Consider the following 24,906-nt stretch of genomic DNA (forward strand, 5'->3'; position numbering starts at 1 on the left):
CGCGATGCCGGCAGGTCCGGTGACGAAACGACTGGTTCTGGTGACCGGCCCCTCGGGGGCCGGGCGGACGACTGCGATCCGCGCGCTGGAGGATATGGGGTTCGAGGCGATCGACAACCTGCCGCTGTCGCTGTTGCCGCGGCTGATCGAGGGCGAGGGCCCGGACAAGCCGCTGGTCCTGGGCGTGGACACGCGCAACCGGGATTTTTCCACCAATGCGCTGATCGAGGTGATCGACCGGCTGAGCACCGATGCGACGGTGCACCTGCAGGTGCTGTATCTGGACAGCAGTGCCGAGGTGCTGACGCGGCGCTTTTCGGAAACGCGGCGTCGCCATCCCCTTGCCCCGGCGGAGACCCCCGATGTCGGCATCGCCCGCGAGTTCGACCTGCTGGGCCCGATCCGGGCGCGGGCGGATATCCTGATCGACACGTCCGAACTGTCGCCGCACGACCTGCGGGCGGATCTGTCGCGCTGGTTCGCACCGGGCGAAGGCGGGCACATGTCGGTGTCCGTGCAGTCGTTTTCCTACAAGCGGGGGCTGCCACGGGGGCTGGACATGGTGCTGGACTGCCGGTTCCTGCGCAATCCCTACTGGGAGGCCGGGCTGCGCGGCCTGACGGGTCAGGACGCGCGTGTGCAGGCCTATGTGGGCGCCGACCCGATGTTCGAGGGCTTCGCCACGCGGGTCGGCGACCTGGTGACCCAGTTGCTGCCGGCCTACAAGGCGGAGGGCAAGGCATATCTGGCCATCGGATTTGGCTGCACCGGCGGGCAGCATCGTAGCGTAACCATGGCAGAAACCTTGGCGCAGGCCCTTGCAGAGGCCGGCTGGCAGGTGTCTATAAGGCATCGCGAACTGGAGCGGCGCGGCTTGGTCGTGCCGTCCGGGCCCGGCGAGCACGCCGAGGCAGGGCTGAAGGGAGACATCGGGGCGTGATCGGGATCGTGATCGTGGCGCATGGCGGCCTGGCGCAGGGCTATCTGAAGGCGATCGAGCATGTCGTCGGCGGGCAGTCCGGAATCCGTGCCATCCCGATCGAAGGCGATTTCGACCGCACCGAAAAGCAGGACGAGATCTGCCGGGTCGCCGACGAGGTGGATACCGGCGATGGCGTGCTGATCGTGGTGGACATCTTTGGCGCGTCGCCGGCCAACCTGTCGTTGAAGGCGTGCCAGCCCGAGAACCGGCGGATCCTGTACGGAGCCAACCTGCCGATGCTGCTGAAGCTGGCCAAGAGCCGCCATCTGGCCGTGCCCGATGCCGCCCGTGCCGCGCTCGACGCGGGGCGCAAGTATATCGACAGTCACACCCCGTGACCCGGGACAGACCCAGAAAGACCAGACTGAAATGACAGACACCGTCACCCGCGAGATCGAGATCGTCAACGAGAAGGGCCTGCACGCGCGTGCGGCAGCCAAGCTGGTGGAGGTGGTCGAAGGATTCGACGCGCAGGCCGAGGTCAGCCATGATGGCCAAACCACGGGTGCGGACAGCATCATGGGGCTTTTGATGTTGGCAGCATCGCGCGGAACGACTATTGACGTGCGAACCTGGGGGCCCGACGCGGAGGCCCTGGCCGATGCCATGAGCGCGTTGGTGGCCGACAGGTTCGGCGAGGAGATGTAGGCGCGCGATGCGCGGCGATACGGGAACAGACCACGTGGCGGACAAGGCGCAGGATCAGAGCGGCGAGGCGCAGCCCGGGTCGGTCAATTTCACGAAATACGACCGGCGCAGCCTGACCTATGCCAATTCGTTCGACAGCCCTGCCACGGCGCTGACGATCCGGGCGATCGAATGGGTGACGGGCAAGCTGACGATCATCAAGATGATCAAGGCGTTCGAGAAGCGCGGCGCCCCCACGGGACAGCCGTTCTGGCGCGCGGCGCTGGACACAATGGGCATCCCGCTGCTGACGCCGCAGGACCAGATCGACAATATCCCCGAGACCGGCCCCGTCGTGATCGTGGCGAACCATCCGCACGGGCTGGTCGATGGAATGATCCTGGCCGACCTGATCGGGCGGCGACGGACCGATTACAAGATCCTGACGCGCGCGCTGCTGACGGGGATCGACGAGGTGGCGGCGTCCTACATGATCTCGGTGCCGTTTCCGCACGAGCCCGACGCGCAGCGCAAGTCGGTGGAGATGCGGGCCAAGGCGATGGCGCACCTGAAGGAAGGCGGCGCGATCAGCGTGTTCCCGTCAGGGGTGGTGGCGTCATCGGACAGCCTGTTCGGGCCGGTGAAGGAACGCGAGTGGAACGTCTTTACCGCGCAGATGATCCGGCGGTCTGGGGCGACGGTGGTGCCGATCTACTTTCCCGGCGCCAATTCACGCGCCTACCAGATGGCCAATTGCATCTCGGCCACGCTGCGCCAGAGCCTGCTGCTGCACGAGGTGGTGCGGGGCTGCAACCACCCGCAGAAGCCGGTGGTGGGCAAGCCGATCACGCCGGAGCAGATGGAATTGTTGGACAAGGACCCGCGCGGGTTCATGGCGTGGTTGCGCGAGCATACGTTGAGCCTGGGCGACACGTGAGGGCACGCGTGGGTTTTCACCCACCCTACGCAAGGTGCCGCGCGTGAGTTTTTACCCGCCCTACGGTCGTGAAGAGGACTCAGCCGCCTTGCGTCACCGCGTGGGCACGGGCTCGTCGCCGCGGTAGTCGTAGAAGCCGCGGCCGGTCTTGCGGCCCAGCCAGCCGGCTTCGACATATTTCGTCAGCAGAGGGCAGGGGCGGTATTTCGTATCCGCCAGCCCGTCATGCAGGACGTTCATGATGGCAAGGCAGGTGTCGAGCCCGATGAAATCCGCCAGTTCCAGCGGGCCCATCGGATGATTGGTGCCGAGCTTCATCGAGGTGTCGATGGAGGTGACGGAGCCGACGCCCTCGTAGAGGGTATAGACCGCCTCGTTGATCATCGGCATCAGGATGCGGTTGACGATGAAGGCGGGGAAATCCTCGGAAGAGGCGGCGGTTTTGCCGAGCTTCTCCACCACGGCGAGGCAGGCGTCGTAGGTGGGTTTGTCGGTGGCGATGCCGCGAATGAGTTCCACCAGCTGCATGACCGGCACGGGGTTCATGAAGTGGAAGCCCATGAACTTCTCGGGACGGTCGGTGCGGCTGGCCAGGCGGGTGATCGAGATCGACGAGGTGTTCGACGTGAGGATCGTATCGGGGCCGAGATGCGGCACGAGATCCTCGAAGATGGCCTGTTTGACGGTCTCGCGCTCGGTGGCGGATTCCACGACAAGGTCGGTCTTGCCCAGTTCGGGCAGGTCGAGCGTGGTGGTGATGCGCGACAGGGCGGCATCGCGGTCCTCGGCCTTCATCTTGTCGCGGCTGACCATGCGGTCCATGTTCGACTTGATCACCCCGAGGCCCTTGTCCAGCGCCTCCTGGTTGATGTCGTTGAGCAGGACGTCATAGCCCGCGACGGCCATCACATGCGCGATTCCGTTGCCCATCTGTCCGGCGCCGACGACGCCCACCTTGCGGATCTCCATGCAGGTCCCTTTCGCTTTTGCGACACCATATGCCCCGTGCCGCGGGCGCTGCAAGGGAAAGCGGACGTTAAAATTCTTGGCGAATTGAGCGTTTAACGGAATCGCAAGACCTGCGGCCCAAAGCTGGCAACCGGGTGAGTTGAACGAGGTGGGCGGGATGTCCTTTCATGGCAAGGGTCGCTGGAACGCGGCGCCCGAGACGTGCCGGTACGGGGCGTCGAAACTGGCGTTTCGCGGGCCGAAACGGAGCCTGACGAACGAGTATGTGGCGTTTCTTGGCGGCACGGAGACCTATGGCAAGTTCGTCGCCCGGCCCTTTGCGCAAAGGATCGAGGCGGCGACCGGCGTGGCCTGCGTGAACCTGGGTCAGCCCAATGCGGGGATCGACGTGATGCTGGGCGATCCGGGGCTGGTGCGCATCGCGTCGGGGGCGGCGGCTGCGGTGGTGCAGGTGCCATGTGCGGCGAACCTGTCGAACCCGTTCTACAAGGTGCATTCGCGGCGCAACGATCGGTTCCTGCGGGCGGAAGCGCCGTTGCGGGCGCTGTTTCCCGAGGTGGATTTTACCGAGTTCAGTTTCACGCGACATATGCTGATGCATCTGAAGGCGGTTTCGCCGGAACGGTTCGGCGAGGTGCGGCTGGAACTGGCGCGCGCCTGGGAGACGGGCATGCGGCGGCTGATCGCGGTAATCCGCGCGCCGGTGATCCTGTTGTGGTTTTCCGAGCGCGCGCCGGATCGGGATGAGGACGCGGTCGAGGCCCGGTGCGAGCCGGTGCTGGTGGGACGCGAGATGGTCGTGGGGTTGCAGCGGCCCGCGGTGGCGTTCGTGGAGGCCGGCAAGGTGGCGCAGGTCGGGGCGCGCGTGGCGAGTCCGCCACCCGACGCGGCGGGGAGCGAGGCGGGCGTGCCGCGGGATCTGCCGGGGCAGGACGCGCATGACGCGGTGGCGGAGGCGTTGATCCCGGTATTAGCGGGGGTGTTGGATCCGTGAGAGGTTACAGTTGGTGGCGCGTGGGTTTTCACCCACCCTACGGGCCCAAAACGAAAAGACCCGCCACGGGGGCGGGTCAATTCAGTGCCATGTGCGGGAACGGTTCAGCCGAGTTTCTCGGTCAGTTCCGGCACGGCGGTGAAGAGGTCGGCCACGAGGCCGTAATCGGCGACCTGGAAGATCGGCGCCTCTTCATCCTTGTTGATGGCGACGATGACCTTGCTGTCCTTCATGCCCGCAAGGTGCTGGATCGCGCCCGAGATGCCGACGGCGATATAGAGGTCGGGTGCGACGACCTTGCCGGTCTGGCCGACCTGCCAGTCGTTCGGGGCATACCCTGAGTCCACCGCGGCGCGGGACGCGCCCACGGCGGCGCCCAGCTTGTCGGCGAGGCCTTCGATCAGCTTGAAGTCGTCCTGCGAACCGACGCCGCGACCGCCGGAGACCACGATGCCGGCCGAGGTCAGCTCGGGGCGGTCGGATTCGGCGACCTTGTCCTCGACCCATTCCGAAAGGCCGGGGTTGTCGGCGGCGGACACCGTCTCGACCGACGCCGAGCCACCGTCGCCGGCGGCGTCGAAGGTCGAGGTGCGGAAGGTGACGACCTTCTTGGCATCCGAGGATTTCACCGTCTGGATGGCGTTGCCCGCGTAGATCGGGCGCTCGAACGTGTTGGCATCGACCACGCCGGAGGCGTCGGAGATCACCATGACGTCCAGCAGTGCGGCCACGCGGGGCATGACGTTCTTGGCGTCGGTGGTGGCGGGGGCCACGATATGCTCGTAGTCATCCGCAAGCGACACGATGAGTGCTGCGGTGGATTCCGCCAGGCGGTGGCCCAGCGAGGGATCCTCGGCCACGAGGACCTTGGCGACGCCATCGATCTTGGCGGCGGCGTCGCCCGCGGCGGCGGCGGAACCCCCGGCGCAGAGCACGGTCACGTCGCCCAGTTGCTTGGCGGCGGTGACGGCCTTGGCGGTGGCGTCGAGCGCCAGTTCGCCGTCGTTCACTTCGGCAAGAAGAAGTACAGACATTTACACGGCCCCCGCTTCTTTGAGTTTGGCGACAAGTTCATCGACCGATCCGACCATTTCGCCGGCCTTGCGGGCCTCGGGCTCTTCGGTCTTGACGATTTCGAGGCGCGGCGCGACGTCGACGCCGAAATCGGCGGCGGTTTTCTCGTCGAGCGGCTTTTTCTTGGCCTTCATGATGTTGGGCAGCGAGGCATAGCGCGGCTCGTTCAGGCGCAGGTCCACGGTGACGATCGTGGGCATCTTGACCTTGATCGTTTGCAGACCGCCGTCGACCTCGCGGGTGATCACGGCATTGTCGCCGTCGATGTCCAGCTTGGAGGCGAAGGTGCCTTGCGACCAGCCCAGCAGGGCCGACAGCATCTGGCCGGTGGCGTTCATGTCGTTGTCGATGGCTTGCTTGCCGGCGATCACGAGGCCCGGCTCTTCTTCCTTGACGACGGCGGCGAGGATCTTGGCGACCGCGAGCGGCTCGATGTCGGTGTGCACGTCGTCGGCGGCCTCGACCAGGATGGCGCGGTCGGCGCCCATGGCCAGCGCGGTGCGCAGGGTTTCCTGCGCCTGCTTGACGCCGATGGACACGGCGACGACCTCGTCGGCCTTGCCGGCCTCTTTCAGGCGGATGGCCTCTTCGACGGCGATTTCGTCAAAGGGGTTCATCGACATTTTGACATTGGCAAGATCGACGCCCGATCCGTCCGCCTTGACGCGGACCTTCACGTTGTAGTCGATCACGCGTTTGACAGGCACGAGCACCTTCATCGGCATGGTCTCCCTAAAAAATTGCGCAGAGCCGCCGTGATGCGACTCCGCCCCTTGCTGTGGGGCGTTTGATACAGAACTGTTAGCCGGGGAAACAGGGTAAAATCGTCACGTTTCCGACTTGCGACGTCGCGTTTCCGGTGCGGCGCGGGAAATCTTCGCGCAAAGCGCCGGTGTCAGGGGGCGACGCCGTGTTTCTGCGCCAGCTCATGCAGCACCGAATCCTCGGGCGGGGTGCCGTTGAAGCGGTTCCACAGCCGTTCGCGCACGCGCCGGCCATAGAAATGGATCGAGACGGTATCGTCCTGCACCTGTTTCCAGACCTTCCACGCCTCTCGGAAATAGATGCGCCGGTCCTCGAACAGGACGGGGTAGAGGACGTGCGGATCGAGTGCGTGCTTGAATTCGTCGTTCTGATGCAGGAAATGCGACAGCGCCTTGGGACCCCACGCGCCCCATGGCATTTCGGACACATGCATCGGGTCGCCCGCCTCGGCACGGGCGCGCATTTCTTCCTTGTGGCGGGGCATCATCCAGGGCGGGATGGCATACTCGTCCTCGCAGAACTCGATCAGGCTTTGCAGGGAGGGCGACGAGGCGGGCAGGGCCATCACGCCGTTGGCCACGACCTTGTCGCTTTCGCGGCCGAAGAAGAAGCCGTCCTTGGGAAGGAAAGGCTTGAGGCAGTAGGCATCGGTGTCGGACCAGATGATACCGTCGTTCTTGGCCAGCAGGTGATAGCGGAACTTGTCGGCATGGATCGCGGGGCTGCCGGTGCGTTCGTGGCGCACGATTGTGTCGGGGTCGGGCAGGATGTCGGAGGCGGGGGCCTGTTCGACGCCTTTCGGGCAATCCTTGACCCCGTGGTAGGAAAACATCACCACGGGATGGCCGGCATCGACGAAGGACGTGACGCACAGCCGTTCGATGAAGCCCAGCGGCGGGCCGTCCCAGAACATGGCGATGGTGGGCAGGGTCATGGACCTCTCCTGGCTGCTCGGACCGGGCGTTGGATCGCCCGGTATTTGGCGCTCAGAATGTCACTTTTGCCGACCCCGCGCCAGAGATTTCAGCGGTTTGCGCCCGGTGTCCAGAGCACGTCGTCGCGGCCCGAATCGTTGGCCATGCGGGCGGCGACGAAGAACCAGTCGCTGAGGCGGTTGAGGTATTTCACCGCCGCCGGGTTCACATGTTCCATCGTGGCCAGTTCCACCGCCAGACGTTCGGCCCGCCGCGACACGGTGCGGCAGAGATGCAGGTGTGCCGAGAGCGCCGAACCGCCGGGCAGGATGAAGCTGCGCAGGGGTTCGAGCACCTTGTTCATGGTGTCGATCTCGGTTTCCAGGCGCGAGACCTGGCTGTCGACCATGCGCAGGGGCGCGAATTCCGCCTTGTCGTCGTTTTCCATGTCGGGGCGGCAGAGATCGGCGCCAAGGTCGAAGAGATCGTTCTGGATGCGCGACAGGGCGGCATCGGTTTCGCCGTCGGCATGCAGGCGGGCGAGGCCGACGGTGGCGTTCACCTCGTCCACGGTGCCGTAGGCGGTGACGCGCATCGAGTGCTTGGCCACGCGCGACCCGTTGCCGAGCGCGGTTTCGCCGTGATCGCCGGTCTTGGTGTAGATCTTGTTGAGAACGACCATGTTCATTCACCTCCCATTTGGCGGCGGATATAGACGAAAAGCAGGATCAGGACCACTGCAATGAACTGGGCGATGATGCGCCAGCGCATGAACTTGTTCGAGCGCTTGGCGTTGTCGATGCCTTCCTTGCCGAAGTTCGAAATGCCCAGGATGAGAATGACGCCGACGACCGCGCAGGCAAGCGCGGCGATGATGAAGAGGGGGTCGTTGAGCATGTGAGACTCTTGGTTTTTCCAGTCAGTGGCGGAGGTAGCTCGTCTGTGTCGAAAGGCGAATGGGGTAAGGTGACGCGGAGCCGCTTGCCCGCCCTTCCGGGCCGTCCTGTTACAGTTTCGCCTGGATCCAGTCGAGGGCGCTGGTGGGCAGGATGCGCCGCAGCGCGTCCAGCAGATAGGTCGGCGTGGTGACGAAATAGCGGGCGCGGGGGCGTGGGGATTCCAATGCGTGGATCAGCTTTTTCGTGACGGCGGGGGCGGGCAGTTCGAACGTGTCCGGCCCGCTGCTGTGGTAAAGGCGCGGGATGAGGCGTTTTTCGTAGAGCGGTCGGGCGGGGGCATTCTTCCAGTCGATCCAGCGTTCGAAATGGGGGATCGAGTTGACGCGGATCTTGGACGTCACCGGCCCGGGTTCGATCAGGACGATGTGGATGGGCGTGTCGCGCATCTCGATCCGCATGGTGCTGGTCAGACCTTCGAGCGCATGTTTGGTGGCGTTGTAGGCGCCGCGCATCCGCAGCGTGGCAAAGCCCAGAACGGAGGAGTTCTGCACGATCCGCCCGTGCCCCTGGGCCCGCATCACCGGGATGACCTGGCGCGTCAGCTCGTGCCAGCCGAAGAAGTTGGCCTCGAAGATGGCGCGCAGGGCGTCGGTGGGCAGATCCTCGACCATGCCGGGGCAGCCGAAGGCGCCGTTGTTGAAAAGCGCATCCAGCGTGCCGCCGGTGGCGTCGAGAACCTCGGCAAGGCCGGAGGTTATGGTGTCGGGCTGCTGGTAGTCGATGAGGGGGCTGTCGAAGCCTTCGGCCCGCATCCGGGCACAGTCCTTTTCCTGCCGGCAGGAGGCGAACACGCGCCAGCCGCGCGCCCGTAGTCCGTGCGCCGCGTCATAACCGATGCCGGAGGAACAGCCGGTAATAAGGAGGGATTTCCGCGTCATGGCCGGACCTTGGCGCGGGCCGGCGTCATATGCAATCGCTTTGAGTGCGAATTACCGCGCCGGGTCGCTGACGAGCCAGTCGGCCATCCAGCCGGTTTCGCCGGTCGTGACGACCTCGAGTTCCAGCCAGCCGTTGTCCGCGCGTCCGAGCACGGCCACCTCGGCCCCTTCGCCAAGGTTGCCGACGCGGGCAAAGTCGGTGCCCGGTCCGCCGCGCATGTTGGCAGAGCTGGCGGTGATGTAGCGAATGTCGGAATAGGCCATGTCGGCGCGTGCGGACCGCGCGGCCGCTTCGGCCTGTTCGCGCAGCTCGGCCTGCGAGGCCTGCTGCTCGAACAGTTCGATCGCTCCGGGCCAGTGACGCTTGACCTGGTCCGCGGCGGCACCGCCCTCTTCCAGGGCGGCCAGGACGGCATTGTCTTCGTTGGATTTCGGGCGGGTCAGGAACCGGGCCTTGTCCTCGACACGCTCTGTCCGGGCGGTCTGCTGGGCGGCGCCGGCCTCTGCCATCTCGCCGACGGAGGCCAGCGTGATCTGGAAGCGCTCGGGCTTGGTGGTTTCGGGCAGTTCTATACGTTCGGGGGCGGGCGGTTCGAGGGGCTGCGATTCGGCCACGGTCACCTCTGGCGCGGGGTCGTTCGCCCGGGCCTGGATCGAGTTGTCACTGGGCGCGTAATCGGCGCCGCCGCTGAGTTCCCAGAAGGCGAAACCAAGAAAAGCGAATGTTACCAAAATAAAGCGCCACATTGCGCGTGTCCCCCGGGGCAGCGAAGTCAATTTCCTACAATAGAACACAACTTACACGATTCGGTTCCCGGCGGCATGGGAAAAGGCACAGAATCTTCCCAACCTGTGCTTTACCTGCGCAAATGCGGGGGGTATCACACCATCTATGACTGATTTGGTCGATGACCCCAACATAGGCCCCGAGACTGGAGGCAATTCCGTGGCGGAGCCGCTGCGCCGGGCGATCGGCGAGCGGTACCTGACCTATGCGTTGTCGACCATCATGCACCGGGCGCTGCCGGATGCGCGCGACGGGCTGAAGCCGGTGCACCGGCGGATCCTGTTCGCCATGCGCGAACTGCGGCTGAGCGCCAGCGGCGGGTTCCGCAAGTCCGCCAAGATCAGCGGCGACGTGATGGGCAATTATCACCCGCATGGCGATGCCGCGATCTATGACGCGATGGCGCGGCTGGCGCAGGATTTCAACGTGCGCTACCCGCTCGTGGACGGGCAGGGGAATTTCGGCAATATCGACGGCGACAACCCGGCCGCCAGCCGCTACACCGAGGCGCGGCTGACCATCGTGGCCGAGGCCCTGCTGGAGGGGCTGAACGAGAACGCGGTCGATTACCGGGACAATTACGACGGCACGCTGACCGAGCCGGTGGTGCTGCCGGCGCAGTTTCCGAACCTGCTGGCCAACGGGTCGAGCGGGATCGCGGTGGGGATGGCGACGAACATTCCGCCGCACAATATCGCGGAACTGGTGGATGCGTGCCTGCATCTGATCAAGACGCCCGATGCGCGGGACGACACGCTGCTGAACTACGTGCCCGGCCCGGATTTTCCCACGGGGGGCATCATCGTGGAGCCGCCCGAGGCCATTGCGCAGGCCTACCGGACGGGCAAGGGCGGGTTCCGCCTGCGGTGCCGCTACGAGGTCGAGGACCTGGGCCGTGGGCAGTGGCAGATCGTGGTCACGGAAATTCCCTTCCAGGTGCAGAAATCCAAGCTGATCGAGAAGCTGGCGGAGGTCATCCAGACCAAGAAAGTGCCGATCCTGGCCGATGTGCGGGACGAGAGCGCCGACGACATCCGCGTGATCCTGGAGCCGCGCTCGAAGAACGTGGAGCCCGAGGTGCTGATGCAGTCGCTGTATCGCAACTCGGACCTGGAAGTGCGGTTCAGCCTGAACATGAACGTGCTGATCGACGGGGTGACGCCCAAGGTTTGCAGCCTGAAGGAAGTGCTGCGCGCGTTCCTCGATTTCCGGCGAGAGGTTTTGATCCGGCGCAGCGAGCACCGGATGGAGAAGATCGACCACCGTCTGGAGGTGCTGGAAGGGCTGATCGTGGCCTTCCTGAATCTCGACCGGGTGATCGACATCATCCGTTATGATGATGACCCCAAGGCGGCGCTGATGCGCGAGGATTGGGGGCGGGAGTTTGTCCGTGCCCGCGACGAGGCGGATTACGTGCCGCCCGTCGAGGGGGGTGAGGACGGGCTGACCGAGGTGCAGGCCGAGGCGATCCTGAACATGCGGCTGCGCAGCCTGCGGCGGCTGGAAGAGATCGAGCTGGTCAAGGAGCGCGATGCGTTGATGGAAGAGCGCGCGGGGCTGGAGGATTTGCTGGACAGCGAGGGGCTTCAGTGGGACGCGATCTCGGACCAGCTGAAGGACGTGAAGAAGAAATTCGGCAAAGAGTATGAGGGCGGCGCGCGGCGGACCACATTCGCTGAGGCGGGCGAGGTCGAGGAAGTGCCGCTGGAGGCGATGATCGACCGCGAGCCGATCACCGTGGTCTGTTCCAAGATGGGGTGGATCCGGGCCATGTCGGGGCATATCGACCTGGACCGCGAGCTCAAGTTCAAGGATGGCGACGCGGGGCGGTTCATCTTCCACGCCGAGACGACCGACCGGCTGCTGGTGTTCGGCACGAACGGGCGGTTCTACACGCTGAGTGCCGCGAACCTGCCCGGCGGGCGGGGGATGGGCGAGCCGCTGCGCCTGATGGTGGACCTGCCGAACGAGTCCGACATCGTGGCGATCTTCATCCACAAACCAGGGCGGAAACTGCTGGTGGCGTCTTCGGCGGGCGACGGGTTCATCGTGCCGGAGGACGAGGTCGTGGCGCAGACACGTTCGGGCAAGCAGGTGCTGAACGTGCGCGAGGGCGTGCGGGCGCAGGTGTGCCGGGCGGTCACGGGCGATCACGTGGCCTGCGTCGGCGAGAACCGCAAGGTGCTGATCTTTCCGCTGGACGAGTTGCCCGAGATGGGCCGCGGCAAGGGCGTGCGGTTGCAGAAATACAAGGATGGCGGGTTGTCCGATGCGACGACCTTCACGCTGGCCGAAGGGCTGAGTTGGCTCGATCCCGCCGGGCGGACACGCACCGAGACGGCGCTGGAGGAATGGACCGCGCGGCGCGCCGGCGCGGGGCGCATGGCGCCGAGGGGCTTTCCGCGGGATAACCGCTTCACCTGAGATTGATTTGTCGTGGGCGGGGGGTGCCGCTTAGCTTTCTTGCAGATGGATGCAAGGAGGATGGACATGCATTTGACACGACGGGGAATGATAGCAAGCGGCGCGGCGGTTCTGCTGGCGCGGCCGGTGATGGCCGACGAGCCGCGCTGGTACCAGAACCGGGCGTATGCCGCGAACGGCGCGGACGTGGTGGCCTATTTCGGGCTGGAACCGGGGGCCGATGGCGTGGCCGGCTCGGATGAATTCGTGACCGAGTGGAACGGGGCGAAGTGGCGGTTCTCCACGGCTGCGAACCAGGCGGCGTTCGAGGCGGACCCGCAGAAATACGCGCCGCAGTTCGGAGGGTATTGTTCCTGGGCGGTGTCGCAGGGCTATACCGCGCATGGCGACAAGGATGCTTGGACGGTGCATGGCGGCAAGCTTTACCTCAATTACAACAAGTCGGTGCGCCAACGGTGGTCGGGGGACATTCCAGGCAACGTGTCGAAAGGCGAGGCGAATTGGCCGAAGGTGTTGGGCGGCTAGCGGTGGGGGCGTGTGGGTTTTCATGCGCCAGAGAGGTGGGTTTGCACCCACCAAAGAGGTGGGTTTTCACCCACCCTACGGGTCAAGTTCTGTCCAAGGCAGGAGGTCCCGGGTCAAGCCCGGGACGGGGTGAGGTATAAGCCGGCGGACGCGTCAGGCGACGGAGGCCGGTTGCGGCGTCGAGACCGGCTCGGCCTCGAGCCAGACGCCGCCTTCGGGGCGCAGGGTGAGGATCATCACCGGGTCCGGATCGCGGCCCGCGACGGGGGTGAAGCGGAAGCGGTTCAGGAGCGTGCCGAGGATGATCACCGCCTCCTGCAGGGCGAAGCTGGCGCCGATGCAGATGCGGGGACCGTCGCCGAAGGGCAGGTAGGCGTACCGTTCCACCGCCTTGCGGTCGGCAAAGCGGTCGGGGCGGAAGGCGTCGGGATCGTCCCACAGCATGTGATGGCGGTGCAGCGCGTAGATCGGCAGGATCACTGTGTCGCCCTTGCGGATCTCGCGCCCGCAGAGCGTGTCGTTGGCCATGGCGGTGCGCGAGACCATTCCGGCGGGAGGGTAGAGGCGCAGGGCCTCGTCGATGATCTGGCGCATGAAGGGGAGGTTTTCCACGTGTTCGCCCGTCACCGGCCCGTCGCCGCAGACCGCGCGCAGCTCGGCGCGGGCGCGGTCCTGCACGGACTGGTCGAAGGCGCAGAGGTAGAGCGACCAACCTAACGTGAGCGCCGTGGTCTCGTGGCCCGCGACGATGAAGGTCAGCAGGTTGTCGCGCAGCTCAGCGGTGTTCATCTGGCGCTTGGTCTTGGGGTCCTCGCCTTCCATCAGCAGGTCGAGCAGGTCGGGCACGCCCTCGGGTCCGCGCTGGCGGCGGGCCTCGATCGCCTCGTCGGCGATGCGGCGCATGTCGCCCACCGCATTGCGCGAAAAGATCAGGCGGCCGGGGCGTGGCACCCAGTCGGGCGCGCCCAGCACGTCCAGGAGGGAAATCTTGCCGGCCTCGGAGATATAGGCGTCGATGCCGCGATGCACCGCGTCGGCGTCGAACATGCCGTCGCCAGAAAAGGTGACGTCGGCGATCACGTCGAAGGTGGTGCGCACCATGTCGGCGGCCATGTCGATGGCGCGGGGGCCGGCCTCGGCCACGCGGTCGGCGCTGCGCTGGGCGGCGGCGGTCATGATCGGGGCGAGGTTCATCACGTTGCGGTGCGAGAACACCGGCGCCGCGGTGCGCCGCTGCCAGCGCCAGTGCGCACCCTCGGCAATGAACAGGGATTCACCGATGGCCGGTTTGAGAAGGTTCTTGGTGACCAGAGACTTGGGGTAGGTGTCGACCCGTTCCAGCAGGATTTCGCGGATCGCGCCGGGATCCATCACCATGTGCCAGCGCTTGCCGGTGCGGCCCGACACCATGGGCTGGCGGGTGGCCAGCTCGGGGATGATGCCGAGCACGTTGCGCCGCGCCGCGCCGAGGCTGCCGAGAATGCCCATCGGCTCGGTGACGAGGGGGACTTTGACGGGAGTGTCGGCGTGGGACATGGGGCCTCCGGTGCTGGCTCTCTCTAACATAGGCACGCGTCGGGCTGGCGGCAAATCGGCGGCGGACATTGCGGCAGTATGGGGCAGGGCGGGAATTGCCAGCGCCGGGCGGCCTTGGTATCGCTGAAACGGGACAGTTGCGGGGGGTGCTGAAATGCTGAGACGTCTGGCTTGGGGGCTGGTTGTCGCCTGGGTGTCGGCCTGCACGCAGGTGGACGACCTTGACGAGGCGCCGGTCTATCTCGGCAATTTCCATCTGGGCCACAACGTGGTGGCGGCGCCCAACTTGCAGAAGGGGCCGTTGTCGCGCGAGGCCAGCAAGGCCGACTGGATCGCGGCGATGACACAGGCGGTGGACGAACGGTTCTCGCGGCAGGAGGGCACGCGGCTCTATCACCTGGGTATCACCCTGGAAGGCTATGTTCTGGCGAAGGCGGGGATCCCGGTGGTGGCCGCGCCGAAATCGGCGCTGGTGCTGAAGGTCACGGCCTGGGACGACGCAAAAAAGGCGCGGCTGAACGAGACGCCGGAGCTGATCACCGTTGTCGAGGGCCTGTCGGGGGACACCGTCGTGGGCTCCGGCCTGACGCGGACGGCGGAAGAGCAGATGCAGGTGTTGACGCAGAAAGGGGCCAAGCTGATCGAGAACTGGCTGGTGCGGCAGAACAACGCCGAAGGCTGGTTCGAGGACGATGGCCGACCCGCACGTACCAAGGCCAGGGCCCGCGCGGCGGAGGCGCGCGCGGCGGCGTCGGAGGAAGAGCGGATGCAGGCCGCCGCGAAGGAAGCGCTGGAAAAGGCGCGGACCCGGACCGCGGAATAGCGCCACGCCGCCCACCGCCGCCGGTGCGTCGCGGTTCGCGCAACCTCGCCGTCACGCGGGCATGAAGCGCTTGATTTTCCCGGTTGAACCCAATAAATGCCCGGCCAGTAGCAATTCGGGCCGCGACAGGCCCCCAATAGGATAAGGCGCCCCACGAGATGGCAAAGGAAAAGTTTGACCGTTCGAAACCGCACGTGAACATCGGGACCGTTGGTCACGTTGACCACGGCAAGACGACGCTGACGGCGGCGATCACGAAGTATTTCGGCGATTTCCGCGCGTATGACCAGATCGACGGTGCGCCGGAAGAGAAAGCGCGCGGGATCACGATCTCGACGGCGCACGTGGAATACGAGACCGAGAACCGTCACTACGCCCACGTGGACTGCCCCGGCCACGCCGACTACGTGAAGAACATGATCACGGGTGCGGCGCAGATGGACGGCGCGATCCTGGTGGTGAACGCGGCCGACGGCCCGATGCCGCAGACCCGCGAGCACATCCTGCTGGCGCGCCAGGTGGGCGTGCCCGCGCTGGTGGTGTTCCTCAACAAGGTCGACCAGGTCGACGACGAGGAGCTGCTGGAACTGGTGGAGATGGAAGTGCGCGAGCTGCTGTCGTCCTACGAGTTCCCCGGCGACGACATTCCGATCATCGCGGGCTCGGCGCTTGCGGCGATGGAAGGGCGTGACCCGGAGATCGGCGAGAACAAGATCCGCGAGCTGATGGCGGCGGTCGACGACTACATCCCGACGCCCGAGCGCGCCGTGGACCAGCCGTTCCTGATGCCGGTCGAGGACGTGTTCTCGATCTCGGGCCGCGGCACGGTTGCCACTGGCCGGATCGAGCGTGGCCTGATCAAGGTCGGCGAAGAGATGGAGATCGTGGGCCTGAACAAGAACAAGAAGACGACCTGCACGGGCGTCGAGATGTTCCGCAAGCTTCTGGACCAGGGCGAGGCCGGCGACAACGTTGGTCTGCTGCTGCGCGGTATCGAGCGTGACGGCGTGGAGCGCGGCCAGGTGCTGTGCAAGCCGGGGTCCGTGAACCCGCACACCAAGTTCGAGGCCGAGGCGTATATCCTGACCAAGGAAGAGGGTGGCCGTCACACGCCGTTCTTCGCCAACTACCGTCCGCAGTTCTACTTCCGCACGACGGACGTGACGGGCACGGTGACGCTGCCGTCGGGCACCGAGATGGTGATGCCGGGCGACAACCTGAAGTTCGAGGTCGAGCTGATCGCGCCGATCGCGATGGAAGACGGCCTGCGCTTTGCCATCCGCGAAGGCGGCCGCACCGTCGGCGCCGGCGTGGTGTCCAAGATCCTCGAGTGATCTGACACGGCGCGTCATCCCGGACTTGATCCGGGATCTCTGTGAACATCGGAAAGGGCGTCCGCCACGGGCGCCCTTTTCGGTTTTGTGCGCGGTCTTCCCATTTTCCGCGCGGAGTGAGATCAAGGCGCATGACACATCCCTTTCCCGACCCCGACACGCGCAATCCGCTGATCCTGCCCGATGGATCCGCCCATGCCGGCACCGTCTTTCTGAAAGCGGTGATCGACCATCCGCGGTTCATCGTGGGCGATTACAGCTATGCCAGTGCGACCTATCCGCCCGAGGACTGGGCCATGCACCTGGCGCCGTACCTGTTTCCCGTGTCGGACGAAAAGCTGGTGCTCGGCAAGTTCTGCCAGATCGCCGACGGGGTGGTGTTCATCACCGCCTCGGCCAACCACCGGCGCGACGGGTTCTCGACCTTTCCCTTTGCCGTCTTCGATCACGCCACGGCGGCGGGCCGGCCCAGCCTGCCGGAGTGGTCCGGGCCGGACACGGTGCTGGGGCATGACGTGTGGTTGGGCAAGGACGTGCGGGTGCTGCCGGGGGCGCGGCTGGGCAATGGCGTGATCGTCAGTGCGGGCGCCGTAGTGCGGGGCGAGATCCCCGATTACGCGGTGGTGGCGGGCAACCCGGCGCGCGTGGTCGGGATGCGGTTCGACCCCGAGACCATCGCGCGTTTGAACGACATCGCCTGGTGGGATTGGCCCATCGAGCGCATCCTGCAACACGAGGCGGCGATCTGCGGCGCGGACATAAAGGCGCTGGAGCGGGCGGCGCCCTAGGACGGGCTGAGGCAATCTGCCGCAAACCGGGACACGCGCCGCCAGGGCCGTTCCTGGCCGGGTCGCAGGGGCGAAGGCGGGTTGGTGCGGGGCGGAAAGCGTCGTGAAATCAACAGCCAGCGCGTGTTTCTGCGCGTGCAGCATCGGCATGGCATACCGTTGTATCCCGTTAAATTATTGAAATATTGACATTTTTTGCGCTCCGTTCACATTTGTAACCGTGGAGGAGAGTGCCTTGGATCAAGTGAACCTGTCAGCATGGGAAGGCCGGACGGAGATGCGGGAGGGCGTGATCGCCCCGGCGCAGGCGGCGCAGATCCATGCCACCATCGGCGACCCGGCGCAGGACGCGCCGGCGATGGGCGCCGACATGCCACCGCTCTGGCACTGGTGCGCCTTTCCGCCCGTCTGCCCGCTGGAGGAACTGGCAAGCGATGGACATCCCAAGCTGGGCGGCTTCCTGCCTCCGGTGCCCTTGGGGCGGCGGATGTGGGCCGGAGGCACGCTGCGCTTCGGGGCGCCGCTGCGCGTGGGCGTGCCATTCACGAGCCGCTCTGTCATCGCGCGCGTGACCGAGAAGGCGGGCAGCACCGGGCGCATGGTTTTCGTTTCGGTGGATCACGAACTCAGCGCCGAAGGGGCAGTGGTGATCACGGAACGGCAGGATATCGTCTATCTTGACCTGCCGACCGAGTTTCGCCCGCCGGCGAAACAGCCGATGCCGGAGGAGGCACTGGCGACTTGGAGCCAGCCTGTCAACGAGGCGCTGTTGTTCCGGTTCTCGGCCATCACCTTCAATGCGCATCGCATTCATTACGATCTGCCTTATGCCAGCGAGGTCGAGCATTATCCGGGCCTCGTGGTGCATGGGCCGATGCAGGCCGCATGGCTGATGCGCCGGGCGACGGAACTGCGGGGGCGCAGGCCCGACAGCTTTGCGTTCCGGGGCGTGCACCCGATGCTGCTGATCCCCGGGGACCGCAACGAGATGACGATTGCGGCCTGTGCGCAGGAGGAGGCGCAGGGGCTGACACTTCATACCGGACAGGCCGGGCATCAATGCATGCAGGCCACCGCCACATGGGAGGAAACAACATGAACAAGATCCTGAAAGGCATGCGGGTGGTCGAAGGCTCGGCCTTTGTCGCGGTGCCGCTGGCGGGGATGACGCTGGCACAGATGGGCGCCGAGGTGATCCGGTTCGACCGGCTGGAAGGCGGCCTGGATTACGGGCGCTGGCCGCTGGCGCCGGATGGGCAGAGCCTGTTCTGGGCGGGGCTGAACAAGGGCAAGAAATCGGTCGCGGTGAACATGCGGTCGCGCGAGGGGCGGGAGTTGATCAGCCGGATCATCACTGCGCCGGGGCGCGATGCGGGGCTGTTCCTGAACAACCTGCGGGTGCGCGGATGGATGGATTATCCGACGCTGAGCAAGATGCGCCGCGACCTGGTGATGGTCAGCCTGCTGGGCGACCGCGAGGGGCGGCCGCAGGTGGATTACACGGTGAACCCGGCCATCGGCGTGCCGCACATGACCGGACCCGAGGGCCACGAGGACCCGGTGGCGAGCGCGCTGCCCGCGTGGGACCTGATTGCCGGAAACCTGGCCGTGTCGAGCCTGCTGGCTGCCGAGCGGCATCGGCTGCGCCATCGCGAGGGGCAGGAGGTCGTCCTGACCCTGAAGGATGTCGCGGCGGCGACAATGGCCCATCTGGGGCTCGTTGGCGACGTGCATGTGAACGGTCACGAGCGGGAAAAGTCGGGCAACGCGCTGTACGGGGCTTACGGACAAGATTTCGTCTGCGCCTGCGGTGGGCGCGTGATGGTGATCGGACTGACTCAGCGACAGTGGGACGGGCTGGTCAAGGCGACGGGTGCGGCCGACCAGATGAAACTGCTGGCCAGGCGCCACAAGGTGGACCTGGGCGACGAAGGCGCGCGCTGGCGGTTGCGGCATGAGATCACCGGCATCCTGGCGCCGTGGTTCGCCGAGCGTCGGATCGAGGACTTCGCGGGTGACTTCAACGCGACGGGCCTGACGTGGTCGGTGTTCCGCAGCACGCGGGAGGCGGTGCGCGAGGACCCGGATTTCGGCGAGGCGAATCCGATGTTCTCGATGACCGAGCAGCCCGGCATGGGCCGGTTCCCTGTGCCCGGGCATCCGGCGGAATTCGGCAGTCATGGCCGCGTGCGACCCGCGCCTGCGCCCGCGTTGGGGGCGCATACGGAGGAAGTGCTGGGGGATGTCGCGCGGCTGAGCGACACGGAGATCTCCAAGCTTTTCGACGACGGGATCGTTGCGAGCCCCGAGTATCGCAAGAAATCGGCGGCCTGAATGCAGGAGAAAATGTCGAAAAATCCGCGCGTGCGGCGGCAAGGGGACTTGATTCCGCCCCACATGTGCCGTACCTGAGGCATCGGCCTTAGGGGTATAGCTCAGCTGGTAGAGCGACGGTCTCCAAAACCGTAGGTCGCGGGTTCGAGCCCTGCTGCCCCTGCCAAAACCTCCTGATTTAAAACGCAGTTTCCGCAGCGCGCCCCGTTCCCGGCGCGCCCTCGGTCAGTGTGGCGGATTTTTGCCTTTCACGAAATTAACCTTGGGCCGTCGCAATGTTACCTCATTCTCCCTCTAATTGTATCTGACAGGCCAACGAATGCGAATGAAGGGATGTTGCCCATGAGAATCATGGTCGTTGACGATGAAGAAATCATCGTAGCGCTGCTTCTTGAACACCTCGGCGAGATGGGGTTCAACGACGTCACGACGGCGACGTCGGGAGAAGAGGCGATGGAGATCATCGCGGCACAGGATCACCCGTTCGATTGTTTCCTTCTGGACATCAAGATGGAAGGCATGGACGGGATCCAGCTGTGCTCGAAGATCCGCGAAATGCCGCAATACCGTATCGCGCCGATCATCATGATCACGTCGGCGGCGGCCAAGCTGCACATGAACGAGGCGTTCGAGGCGGGTGCCACCGATTATATGCCCAAGCCGATCGAGCAAATCGACCTGCGTGTGCGTATCCAGGTCGCGATGCTGCTGGTCGAGACCGTCAAGAGCGACGCGGAAAGCCGGCTTGCGCTGAAGACCCTGCTGACAAGCGCCCCGGAAACGCGTGGATTCGATCCTTCGATGCGGATCACCTATTCCGACGTGCCCAACATGCGCGACTATTTCCAGCTGGAGAACCGGCTGCTGCGCCTCAACGAAGGCACGTATGCCCTGACCCTGCTGTCGGTGGAGATCGAGGGCGTCGATGCCCTGGATGGGCGCCTGGACCAGGGGGAATTCCTGGAAGTCATCGAGGCCGTGGCGCACATCATCGGAAAGACCTTGCCGGCGAGCGGCGCGACGATGTCCTATGTCGGCTATGGCAAGTTCATCTGCCTGGTGGTGGTACGGAACCATATCGTGCCGAACCTGCTGCAGGCGCGCGTGCGCGACGCGTTCCGCGCGTATCTGGCTGGGCACCGGATCCTGGTGCCGGGGGACCTTGAACTGAAGGTTTCGGCCCTGTCGCAGAAGCGGATGCTGTCGTCGGACATCGCGATCAGCCTGATCCGGCGGTTCGTCGGAAACCTGGGAGGAAATACCGACACGCTCCTGCCGCCGATCGCGTCGGTGCAGGACAGGATTTTCAGGAACAGCAGGCCGTCCAAGGCGAAATCGGAGTGAAGCCCCGGCACGGATGAAGGTCGTCGCGCGCGCTGCGCGCCGGGACGGCCGAGTATCCGGCGCCGGGCTGCGCGCCCCGGGTGGGGCGCGCTCGGCGCGCGCAAGCCAGTCCGCCGCCCGGTCTCGAGATCGGCAGGGGCAGGGACATGCCCGTGCCCGAGTACGGCCATGATTTGGCCACATTCCAGCCTTAGCATCACCATGAATCGCGCCTGGCGCCCTGCAAGGGGACGCCAGGCCGTTCACCGCGTGGGGGCGTGGAACCGTGAATGAGTGCTGCCATGACCATGACAGATATGCGCCGTCCGGCGCTTCGGAACGATCTTTACATCCGTAGCGAAGAACTGACGGGGACGCCTGCGGACCAGATGACCGACGGCCAGACCATCGAAAGCGATGCCGACGAGCTTGTCCGGCAACTTCTGCTGGAGGAAAAGCGCCGGACCGTCCCTGAACGCCTGCCGCAGATCGCGCCGCAGGAAGAGGTGCTGACCTACGATCCGGTGTCGCCGGAAGATCGCAAGCAGAGTACCCAGCAATCCATTGCACAGATCCTGAAGGCGGAACGGGCACCGGCGGCATCGCCGACCGGGGCCGGTCAGGCGAGGCCGCGCCTTCCCGCGCTGAGCCTGCCGCGGCTGCGGATGCCGCAGATGCGTCGCATGATGGCGCGATCCGCCAAGAACGCGGGCGGTGCCCCGAAGCCTTCGGGTGCCACACATCGAAGGCTGCGCTTGCCCCGGTGGCTGCGGTCGTATCGCCCGACGCGCAAGCATGTCGCCTGGGCCGTTGTGGCGGGGCTGGTGCTCTATCGTCCGCTGATGGTGCCGCTGGTGGCGTTGCTGCTGGTCTGGCTGGCGCTGATTGCCTATCTGACATTGGGGCCCGATCGGTGGGGCGAGATCCTGGGCGGGGCATGGCAGCGCCTGCACGCCCGCAAGCCGGAACTGGCCGAGAGGATCCGCCAACGCGCCGATCGGTTCGCCGAACGGTTCGACCGGGTGCTGGACCGCTTGCCGGAGGCCTGGGCCGACCGGCTGGCGTTGCCGGATTTTTCGGCCAGCGCGACCGCCGACGCGGACAGGCCCGATCCGTTCGACCGGCTGGCCGCCGAGGCGCGCGAGACCTGACGCGCCGCTTGAGGAACCCGCGCCACATGAGGCCGACCGAAATCGGGCGTGGCTGCCTCGCCCCTTGAATTCCTTTATTTCGCGGCGTATGTGCCGCGGACAGGTTCAAACCACGAGAGTGTCGCACCCATGGCTGTTACAAACCCGCTTCAGTTCATTCAGCAGGTCCGCGCGGAAATTGCCAAGGTTGTCTGGCCGACCCGGCGCGAGGTTCTGCTGACCACGGTCATGGTGTTCATCATGGCGGCACTGACGGCGGTTTTCTTTGCGCTGGTCGACCTTGCGATCCGCAGCGGCCTGGAAGGCTTGCTTGGCCTCTTCGGCTAAGGGATGCAAATTTTGCCGCTTGAGCCTTGAAATCAAGGGCAAAGGGCGGTAGGTGACCCGACACTTCCAGCAGCGCGCGGCGATTCGAGCCCGCGCGCTGATTTGTTTCTGGAAGGTGGTTTGGGCTGCAAAAGCCCTGCGGAACATGAATTTCACGGGCAGGGCCCGGGCAAAGAGGGATGGTGCTCAGCATGGCGAAACGGTGGTATTCGGTCAGCGTTCTTTCCAATTTCGAGAAGAAGATCGCAGAGCAGATCCGGCAATCCGTGGCCGAACAGGGCCTCGAGGAAGATATCGACGAAGTTCTGGTGCCGACCGAAGAGGTCATCGAGGTGCGCCGGGGCAAGAAGGTCACCGCCGAGCGGCGCTTCATGCCGGGCTACGTGCTGGTGCACATGGAAATGTCGGACCAGGGCTATCACCTGATCAACTCGATCAACCGCGTCACCGGGTTCCTGGGGCCGCAGGGGCGTCCGATGCCGATGCGCGACGCCGAGGTGAACCAGATCCTGAACCGCGTGCAGGAGGGCGAGGACGCGCCGAAACTGCTGGTCAGCTTCGAGGTGGGTGAAAAGGTCAAGGTCAACGACGGCCCGTTCGAGGATTTCGACGGCATGGTCGAGGAAGTGGACGACGACAACCAGCGCCTGAAGGTGACGGTGTCGATCTTCGGCCGCGAGACGCCGGTGGAGCTGGAATTCACCCAGGTGACCAAGCAGGGCTGAGGCGGGCCCTGACCGGACAGACGATTTTGCGGCCGTGCATATTGCGCGGCCGTTTTCGTTGGGGGAGACTGGATGCGGTTCTGACCTGCCCGGAGACACCTGCATGACATCGCTTCGACTGTGGTCGATACCCTTCGCGGCCCTGCTTTGGAGCCCGGACGCGGCAGAGGCGCGGATGAGCGCGCCGGAGCGGCAGCTGGCGGTCTTCGACTGCCAGTCGGGCGACGAGGCGGCCTGTGCCGCGCTGGTGGCCAGCTATCCGCATTACAATGACGCCGGCATGGTGTCCGGGACATACGAGCGCCACTACGCCGCCGCGCTGGCGGAGGCCTCCGCGGGGTGCGACGCGGGCGGGCGGGAGGCGTGCACTGACTATGCGTCGCTGGTGCATGTGCGGGAGGGCACGGATGCGCCCGAAGTTTACGCGCTGTGGGCGGCAGGATGCGACGCGGGCGACGGGTTTGCCTGTTCCTTGCTGTCGGACCTGAACTTTTCCCTGATTGGGTTTGCCGGAACGTCCTACGAGGCGTTTTACGCCGAACAGGCGGAGGCGTGCGCGACAGGCGACGTGACGGCCTGCATATCGCAGTCGCGCCTGAACGTGCTGGTGCCGCAGGCGGTGCCGGACCGGGCGATCTGGTACGACCAGCTGCGGCGGCTGTGCGACGAGGAAGACGCGGCGCGGGCCTGTGCGCTGTTGTCCTACATCCAGAGCCACGCCGGGGCCGAGGAATATGCCGTGTTCGACCCCGGCTTTCCGGACGAGGTGGAAAACAAGCAGCGCTATGCGCTTTGGGATGCCGAGAAAGCCTGTGGGCTTGGCAATCCGGTGGGGTGCTACAATGCCGGGCTGGCCCATGACGAGGGGCAGGCCGTCAATGAGAACTGGAAGCGCGCGCAAGAGTATTACGTGCGGGCCTGTCGCGGCGGGTTCCGCTACGGGTGCGACGAGATTAACCGCGAGACCTACTGGCGGCCGACGGATAACCTGCTGGCCATGAAGAAGGCCTGCGAGGCCGGGGATTTCAGTGCGTGTCATTATGACGCCGTACACGCGTTTGCGCCGATCACGACCGCACCGCGCACCGACGAGGACAAGGCGCGGATGGCGGCCTTTGCGCAAGACCTCGAACGCATCTGCAAGGACGGATGGGTGCGGGCCTGCGCCGACCTTGGAACGCTGTCACGGGCGATGGGTGACTTGGTGAAAGCCGAGCGCTTTGCCACTGCCGCCTGCGCCCTGTCGGAAGGGATGGGATGCCTCGTGGTGGGCAACCTGCTGAAGCTTGATCGCGGCACGGAGGCGGCGCTGAAACAGGCGGTCGGCTATCATCGGATGGGCTGCGAGTTACGGGTCTGGATGGCCTGCAACAATCTTGGCGATTCGTACCAGCATGGGCGCGGTGTCGCAGCGGATCCGGGGCAGGCGGCACGGTACTTCGTGATCGCGTGCAGCAACGAGGTCGCGCTTGGCTGCCGCAACATGGCGCAGTTGAAGAAGGCCACGGCGCCGGAAGAGGCGGCCGACTATCGCGAACGGGCCTGCGCGCTGGACGCGCAGTATTGCCGCCAAGAATAGGCCCGCGGGTCAGGCGGGGGCTTGTCAAACGCCAATGGAGGGTGTACGCGGCGCCCTGGTACCTTTGCCCGGATCGGGCCGGGGTGCTTTCCATGTGGGAGGCGCGGCGGTCGCGACCGCTCAGACCTGACCACATCAACATAGGCCGAGG

26 protein-coding genes and 1 tRNA gene are annotated in these 24,906 nt (G+C 65.5%); 18 read left to right on the plus strand and 9 right to left on the minus strand.

The annotated features are described in order from the left end of the window. The first annotated feature begins 4 nt into the window (after positions 1 to 4). Genes rapZ through KUV49_RS19165 form a run of 4 tightly spaced genes read left to right on the plus strand, consistent with a single transcriptional unit; the run spans position 5 to position 2,546 of the window. Positions 5 to 940, plus strand: a complete 936-nt coding sequence (rapZ, locus tag KUV49_RS19150; protein ID WP_222452543.1) for an RNase adapter RapZ — start codon at positions 5 to 7, stop codon at positions 938 to 940. Next, positions 937 to 1,320: a PTS sugar transporter subunit IIA gene (locus KUV49_RS19155; protein WP_222452544.1), complete on the plus strand. Its 384-nt coding sequence runs from the start codon at positions 937 to 939 to the stop codon at positions 1,318 to 1,320. Before rapZ ends, KUV49_RS19155 begins: the two co-directional genes overlap by 4 nt. Positions 1,321 to 1,351: 31 nt before the next feature. After that, complete coding sequence (locus KUV49_RS19160; protein WP_222452545.1) at positions 1,352 to 1,630, plus strand: HPr family phosphocarrier protein; 279 nt, start codon at positions 1,352 to 1,354, stop codon at positions 1,628 to 1,630. Positions 1,631 to 1,637: 7 nt separating this feature from the next. Then, positions 1,638 to 2,546 (plus strand): lysophospholipid acyltransferase family protein, encoded by a 909-nt coding sequence (locus tag KUV49_RS19165; RefSeq protein WP_222452546.1) that lies wholly within the window; start codon positions 1,638 to 1,640, stop codon positions 2,544 to 2,546. A 93-nt stretch (positions 2,547 to 2,639) separates the two neighbouring features. On the opposite strand, the gene KUV49_RS19170 is transcribed toward KUV49_RS19165, so the two are convergent. Continuing rightward, complete coding sequence (locus KUV49_RS19170) at positions 2,640 to 3,515, minus strand: 3-hydroxybutyryl-CoA dehydrogenase (protein ID WP_222452547.1); 876 nt, start codon at positions 3,513 to 3,515, stop codon at positions 2,640 to 2,642. A gap of 157 nt (positions 3,516 to 3,672) precedes the next feature. Here KUV49_RS19170 and KUV49_RS19175 point away from each other — a divergent pair, with 157 nt between their 5' ends. Further along, positions 3,673 to 4,509, plus strand: coding sequence for a DUF6473 family protein (locus KUV49_RS19175; RefSeq protein WP_222452548.1), 837 nt, complete (start codon positions 3,673 to 3,675; stop codon positions 4,507 to 4,509). A 104-nt stretch (positions 4,510 to 4,613) separates the two neighbouring features. Here the strand turns inward: KUV49_RS19175 and KUV49_RS19180 are convergent, their stop codons facing one another. The 7 genes from KUV49_RS19180 to KUV49_RS19210 all read right to left on the minus strand — a co-directional run bounded on the left by KUV49_RS19180 (position 4,614) and on the right by KUV49_RS19210 (position 9,846). Next, the gene (locus tag KUV49_RS19180; protein WP_222452549.1) at positions 4,614 to 5,543 is read right to left on the minus strand and encodes an electron transfer flavoprotein subunit alpha/FixB family protein; all 930 of its coding nucleotides are present in this window, start codon (positions 5,541 to 5,543) and stop codon (positions 4,614 to 4,616) included. Continuing rightward, a complete protein-coding gene (locus tag KUV49_RS19185; protein WP_222452550.1) occupies positions 5,544 to 6,302 on the minus strand; it encodes an electron transfer flavoprotein subunit beta/FixA family protein in 759 nt (252 codons plus the stop codon). Between the two features lie 176 nt (positions 6,303 to 6,478). After that, positions 6,479 to 7,282 carry a hypothetical protein gene (locus tag KUV49_RS19190; RefSeq protein ID WP_222452551.1) on the minus strand — a complete coding sequence of 268 codons (804 nt, stop codon included), beginning with the start codon at positions 7,280 to 7,282 and terminating at the stop codon, positions 6,479 to 6,481. 89 nt (positions 7,283 to 7,371) lie between these two features. Beyond that, positions 7,372 to 7,944 carry a cob(I)yrinic acid a,c-diamide adenosyltransferase gene (locus KUV49_RS19195; protein WP_152494559.1) on the minus strand — a complete coding sequence of 191 codons (573 nt, stop codon included), beginning with the start codon at positions 7,942 to 7,944 and terminating at the stop codon, positions 7,372 to 7,374. Between the two features lie 2 nt (positions 7,945 to 7,946). Further along, complete coding sequence (locus KUV49_RS19200; RefSeq protein ID WP_152493605.1) at positions 7,947 to 8,159, minus strand: twin transmembrane helix small protein; 213 nt, start codon at positions 8,157 to 8,159, stop codon at positions 7,947 to 7,949. 109 nt (positions 8,160 to 8,268) lie between these two features. Further along, positions 8,269 to 9,099 (minus strand): SDR family NAD(P)-dependent oxidoreductase, encoded by an 831-nt coding sequence (locus tag KUV49_RS19205; RefSeq protein WP_222452552.1) that lies wholly within the window; start codon positions 9,097 to 9,099, stop codon positions 8,269 to 8,271. 51 nt (positions 9,100 to 9,150) lie between these two features. Beyond that, entirely contained in the window at positions 9,151 to 9,846 is a 696-nt protein-coding gene (locus KUV49_RS19210; RefSeq protein WP_222452553.1) for an SH3 domain-containing protein, read from the minus strand. Between the two features lie 145 nt (positions 9,847 to 9,991). On the opposite strand from KUV49_RS19210, the gene parC reads away from it, so the two are divergent. After that, on the plus strand, positions 9,992 to 12,310 hold the full coding sequence (parC, locus tag KUV49_RS19215) for a DNA topoisomerase IV subunit A (protein WP_222452554.1): 2,319 nt from the start codon (positions 9,992 to 9,994) through the stop codon (positions 12,308 to 12,310). Between the two features lie 66 nt (positions 12,311 to 12,376). Next, positions 12,377 to 12,835: a YHS domain-containing (seleno)protein gene (locus KUV49_RS19220; protein WP_222452555.1), complete on the plus strand. Its 459-nt coding sequence runs from the start codon at positions 12,377 to 12,379 to the stop codon at positions 12,833 to 12,835. 153 nt (positions 12,836 to 12,988) lie between these two features. Here KUV49_RS19220 and KUV49_RS19225 read toward each other — a convergent pair whose 3' ends face one another. Then, positions 12,989 to 14,371 carry a cytochrome P450 gene (locus KUV49_RS19225; RefSeq protein ID WP_261391599.1) on the minus strand — a complete coding sequence of 461 codons (1,383 nt, stop codon included), beginning with the start codon at positions 14,369 to 14,371 and terminating at the stop codon, positions 12,989 to 12,991. A 154-nt stretch (positions 14,372 to 14,525) separates the two neighbouring features. Here KUV49_RS19225 and KUV49_RS19230 point away from each other — a divergent pair, with 154 nt between their 5' ends. The 11 genes from KUV49_RS19230 (at position 14,526) to KUV49_RS19280 (ending at position 24,755) form a co-directional block, all read left to right on the plus strand. Then, entirely contained in the window at positions 14,526 to 15,194 is a 669-nt protein-coding gene (locus KUV49_RS19230; protein ID WP_222452556.1) for a hypothetical protein, read from the plus strand. A 158-nt stretch (positions 15,195 to 15,352) separates the two neighbouring features. Next, positions 15,353 to 16,528: an elongation factor Tu gene (tuf, locus tag KUV49_RS19235; RefSeq protein ID WP_152497515.1), complete on the plus strand. Its 1,176-nt coding sequence runs from the start codon at positions 15,353 to 15,355 to the stop codon at positions 16,526 to 16,528. A 131-nt stretch (positions 16,529 to 16,659) separates the two neighbouring features. Further along, positions 16,660 to 17,316, plus strand: coding sequence for a CatB-related O-acetyltransferase (locus KUV49_RS19240; RefSeq protein WP_222452557.1), 657 nt, complete (start codon positions 16,660 to 16,662; stop codon positions 17,314 to 17,316). 244 nt (positions 17,317 to 17,560) lie between these two features. Next, positions 17,561 to 18,415 carry a MaoC family dehydratase N-terminal domain-containing protein gene (locus KUV49_RS19245; protein ID WP_315899587.1) on the plus strand — a complete coding sequence of 285 codons (855 nt, stop codon included), beginning with the start codon at positions 17,561 to 17,563 and terminating at the stop codon, positions 18,413 to 18,415. Further along, a complete protein-coding gene (locus tag KUV49_RS19250; protein WP_222452558.1) occupies positions 18,412 to 19,650 on the plus strand; it encodes a CoA transferase in 1,239 nt (412 codons plus the stop codon). The genes KUV49_RS19245 and KUV49_RS19250 overlap by 4 nt, the downstream gene beginning before the upstream one ends. 90 nt (positions 19,651 to 19,740) lie before the next feature. Beyond that, positions 19,741 to 19,816: transfer RNA gene (locus KUV49_RS19255), tRNA-Trp, on the plus strand. 176 nt (positions 19,817 to 19,992) lie between these two features. Further along, positions 19,993 to 20,994, plus strand: coding sequence for a PleD family two-component system response regulator (locus tag KUV49_RS19260; RefSeq protein ID WP_222452559.1), 1,002 nt, complete (start codon positions 19,993 to 19,995; stop codon positions 20,992 to 20,994). Between the two features lie 281 nt (positions 20,995 to 21,275). Continuing rightward, entirely contained in the window at positions 21,276 to 22,124 is an 849-nt protein-coding gene (locus tag KUV49_RS19265) for a hypothetical protein (protein ID WP_222452560.1), read from the plus strand. A gap of 129 nt (positions 22,125 to 22,253) precedes the next feature. Beyond that, positions 22,254 to 22,451 carry a preprotein translocase subunit SecE gene (secE, locus tag KUV49_RS19270; RefSeq protein WP_152493593.1) on the plus strand — a complete coding sequence of 66 codons (198 nt, stop codon included), beginning with the start codon at positions 22,254 to 22,256 and terminating at the stop codon, positions 22,449 to 22,451. Positions 22,452 to 22,642: 191 nt separating this feature from the next. Continuing rightward, positions 22,643 to 23,176 carry a transcription termination/antitermination protein NusG gene (gene nusG, locus KUV49_RS19275; RefSeq protein ID WP_152473758.1) on the plus strand — a complete coding sequence of 178 codons (534 nt, stop codon included), beginning with the start codon at positions 22,643 to 22,645 and terminating at the stop codon, positions 23,174 to 23,176. A gap of 103 nt (positions 23,177 to 23,279) precedes the next feature. Further along, on the plus strand, positions 23,280 to 24,755 hold the full coding sequence (locus tag KUV49_RS19280; RefSeq protein WP_222452561.1) for a tetratricopeptide repeat protein: 1,476 nt from the start codon (positions 23,280 to 23,282) through the stop codon (positions 24,753 to 24,755). Positions 24,756 to 24,906 lie beyond the last annotated feature (151 nt).

It is taken from the genome of Roseovarius atlanticus (assembly GCF_019802205.1).
Lineage (GTDB): Bacteria > Pseudomonadota > Alphaproteobacteria > Rhodobacterales > Rhodobacteraceae > Roseovarius > Roseovarius atlanticus_A.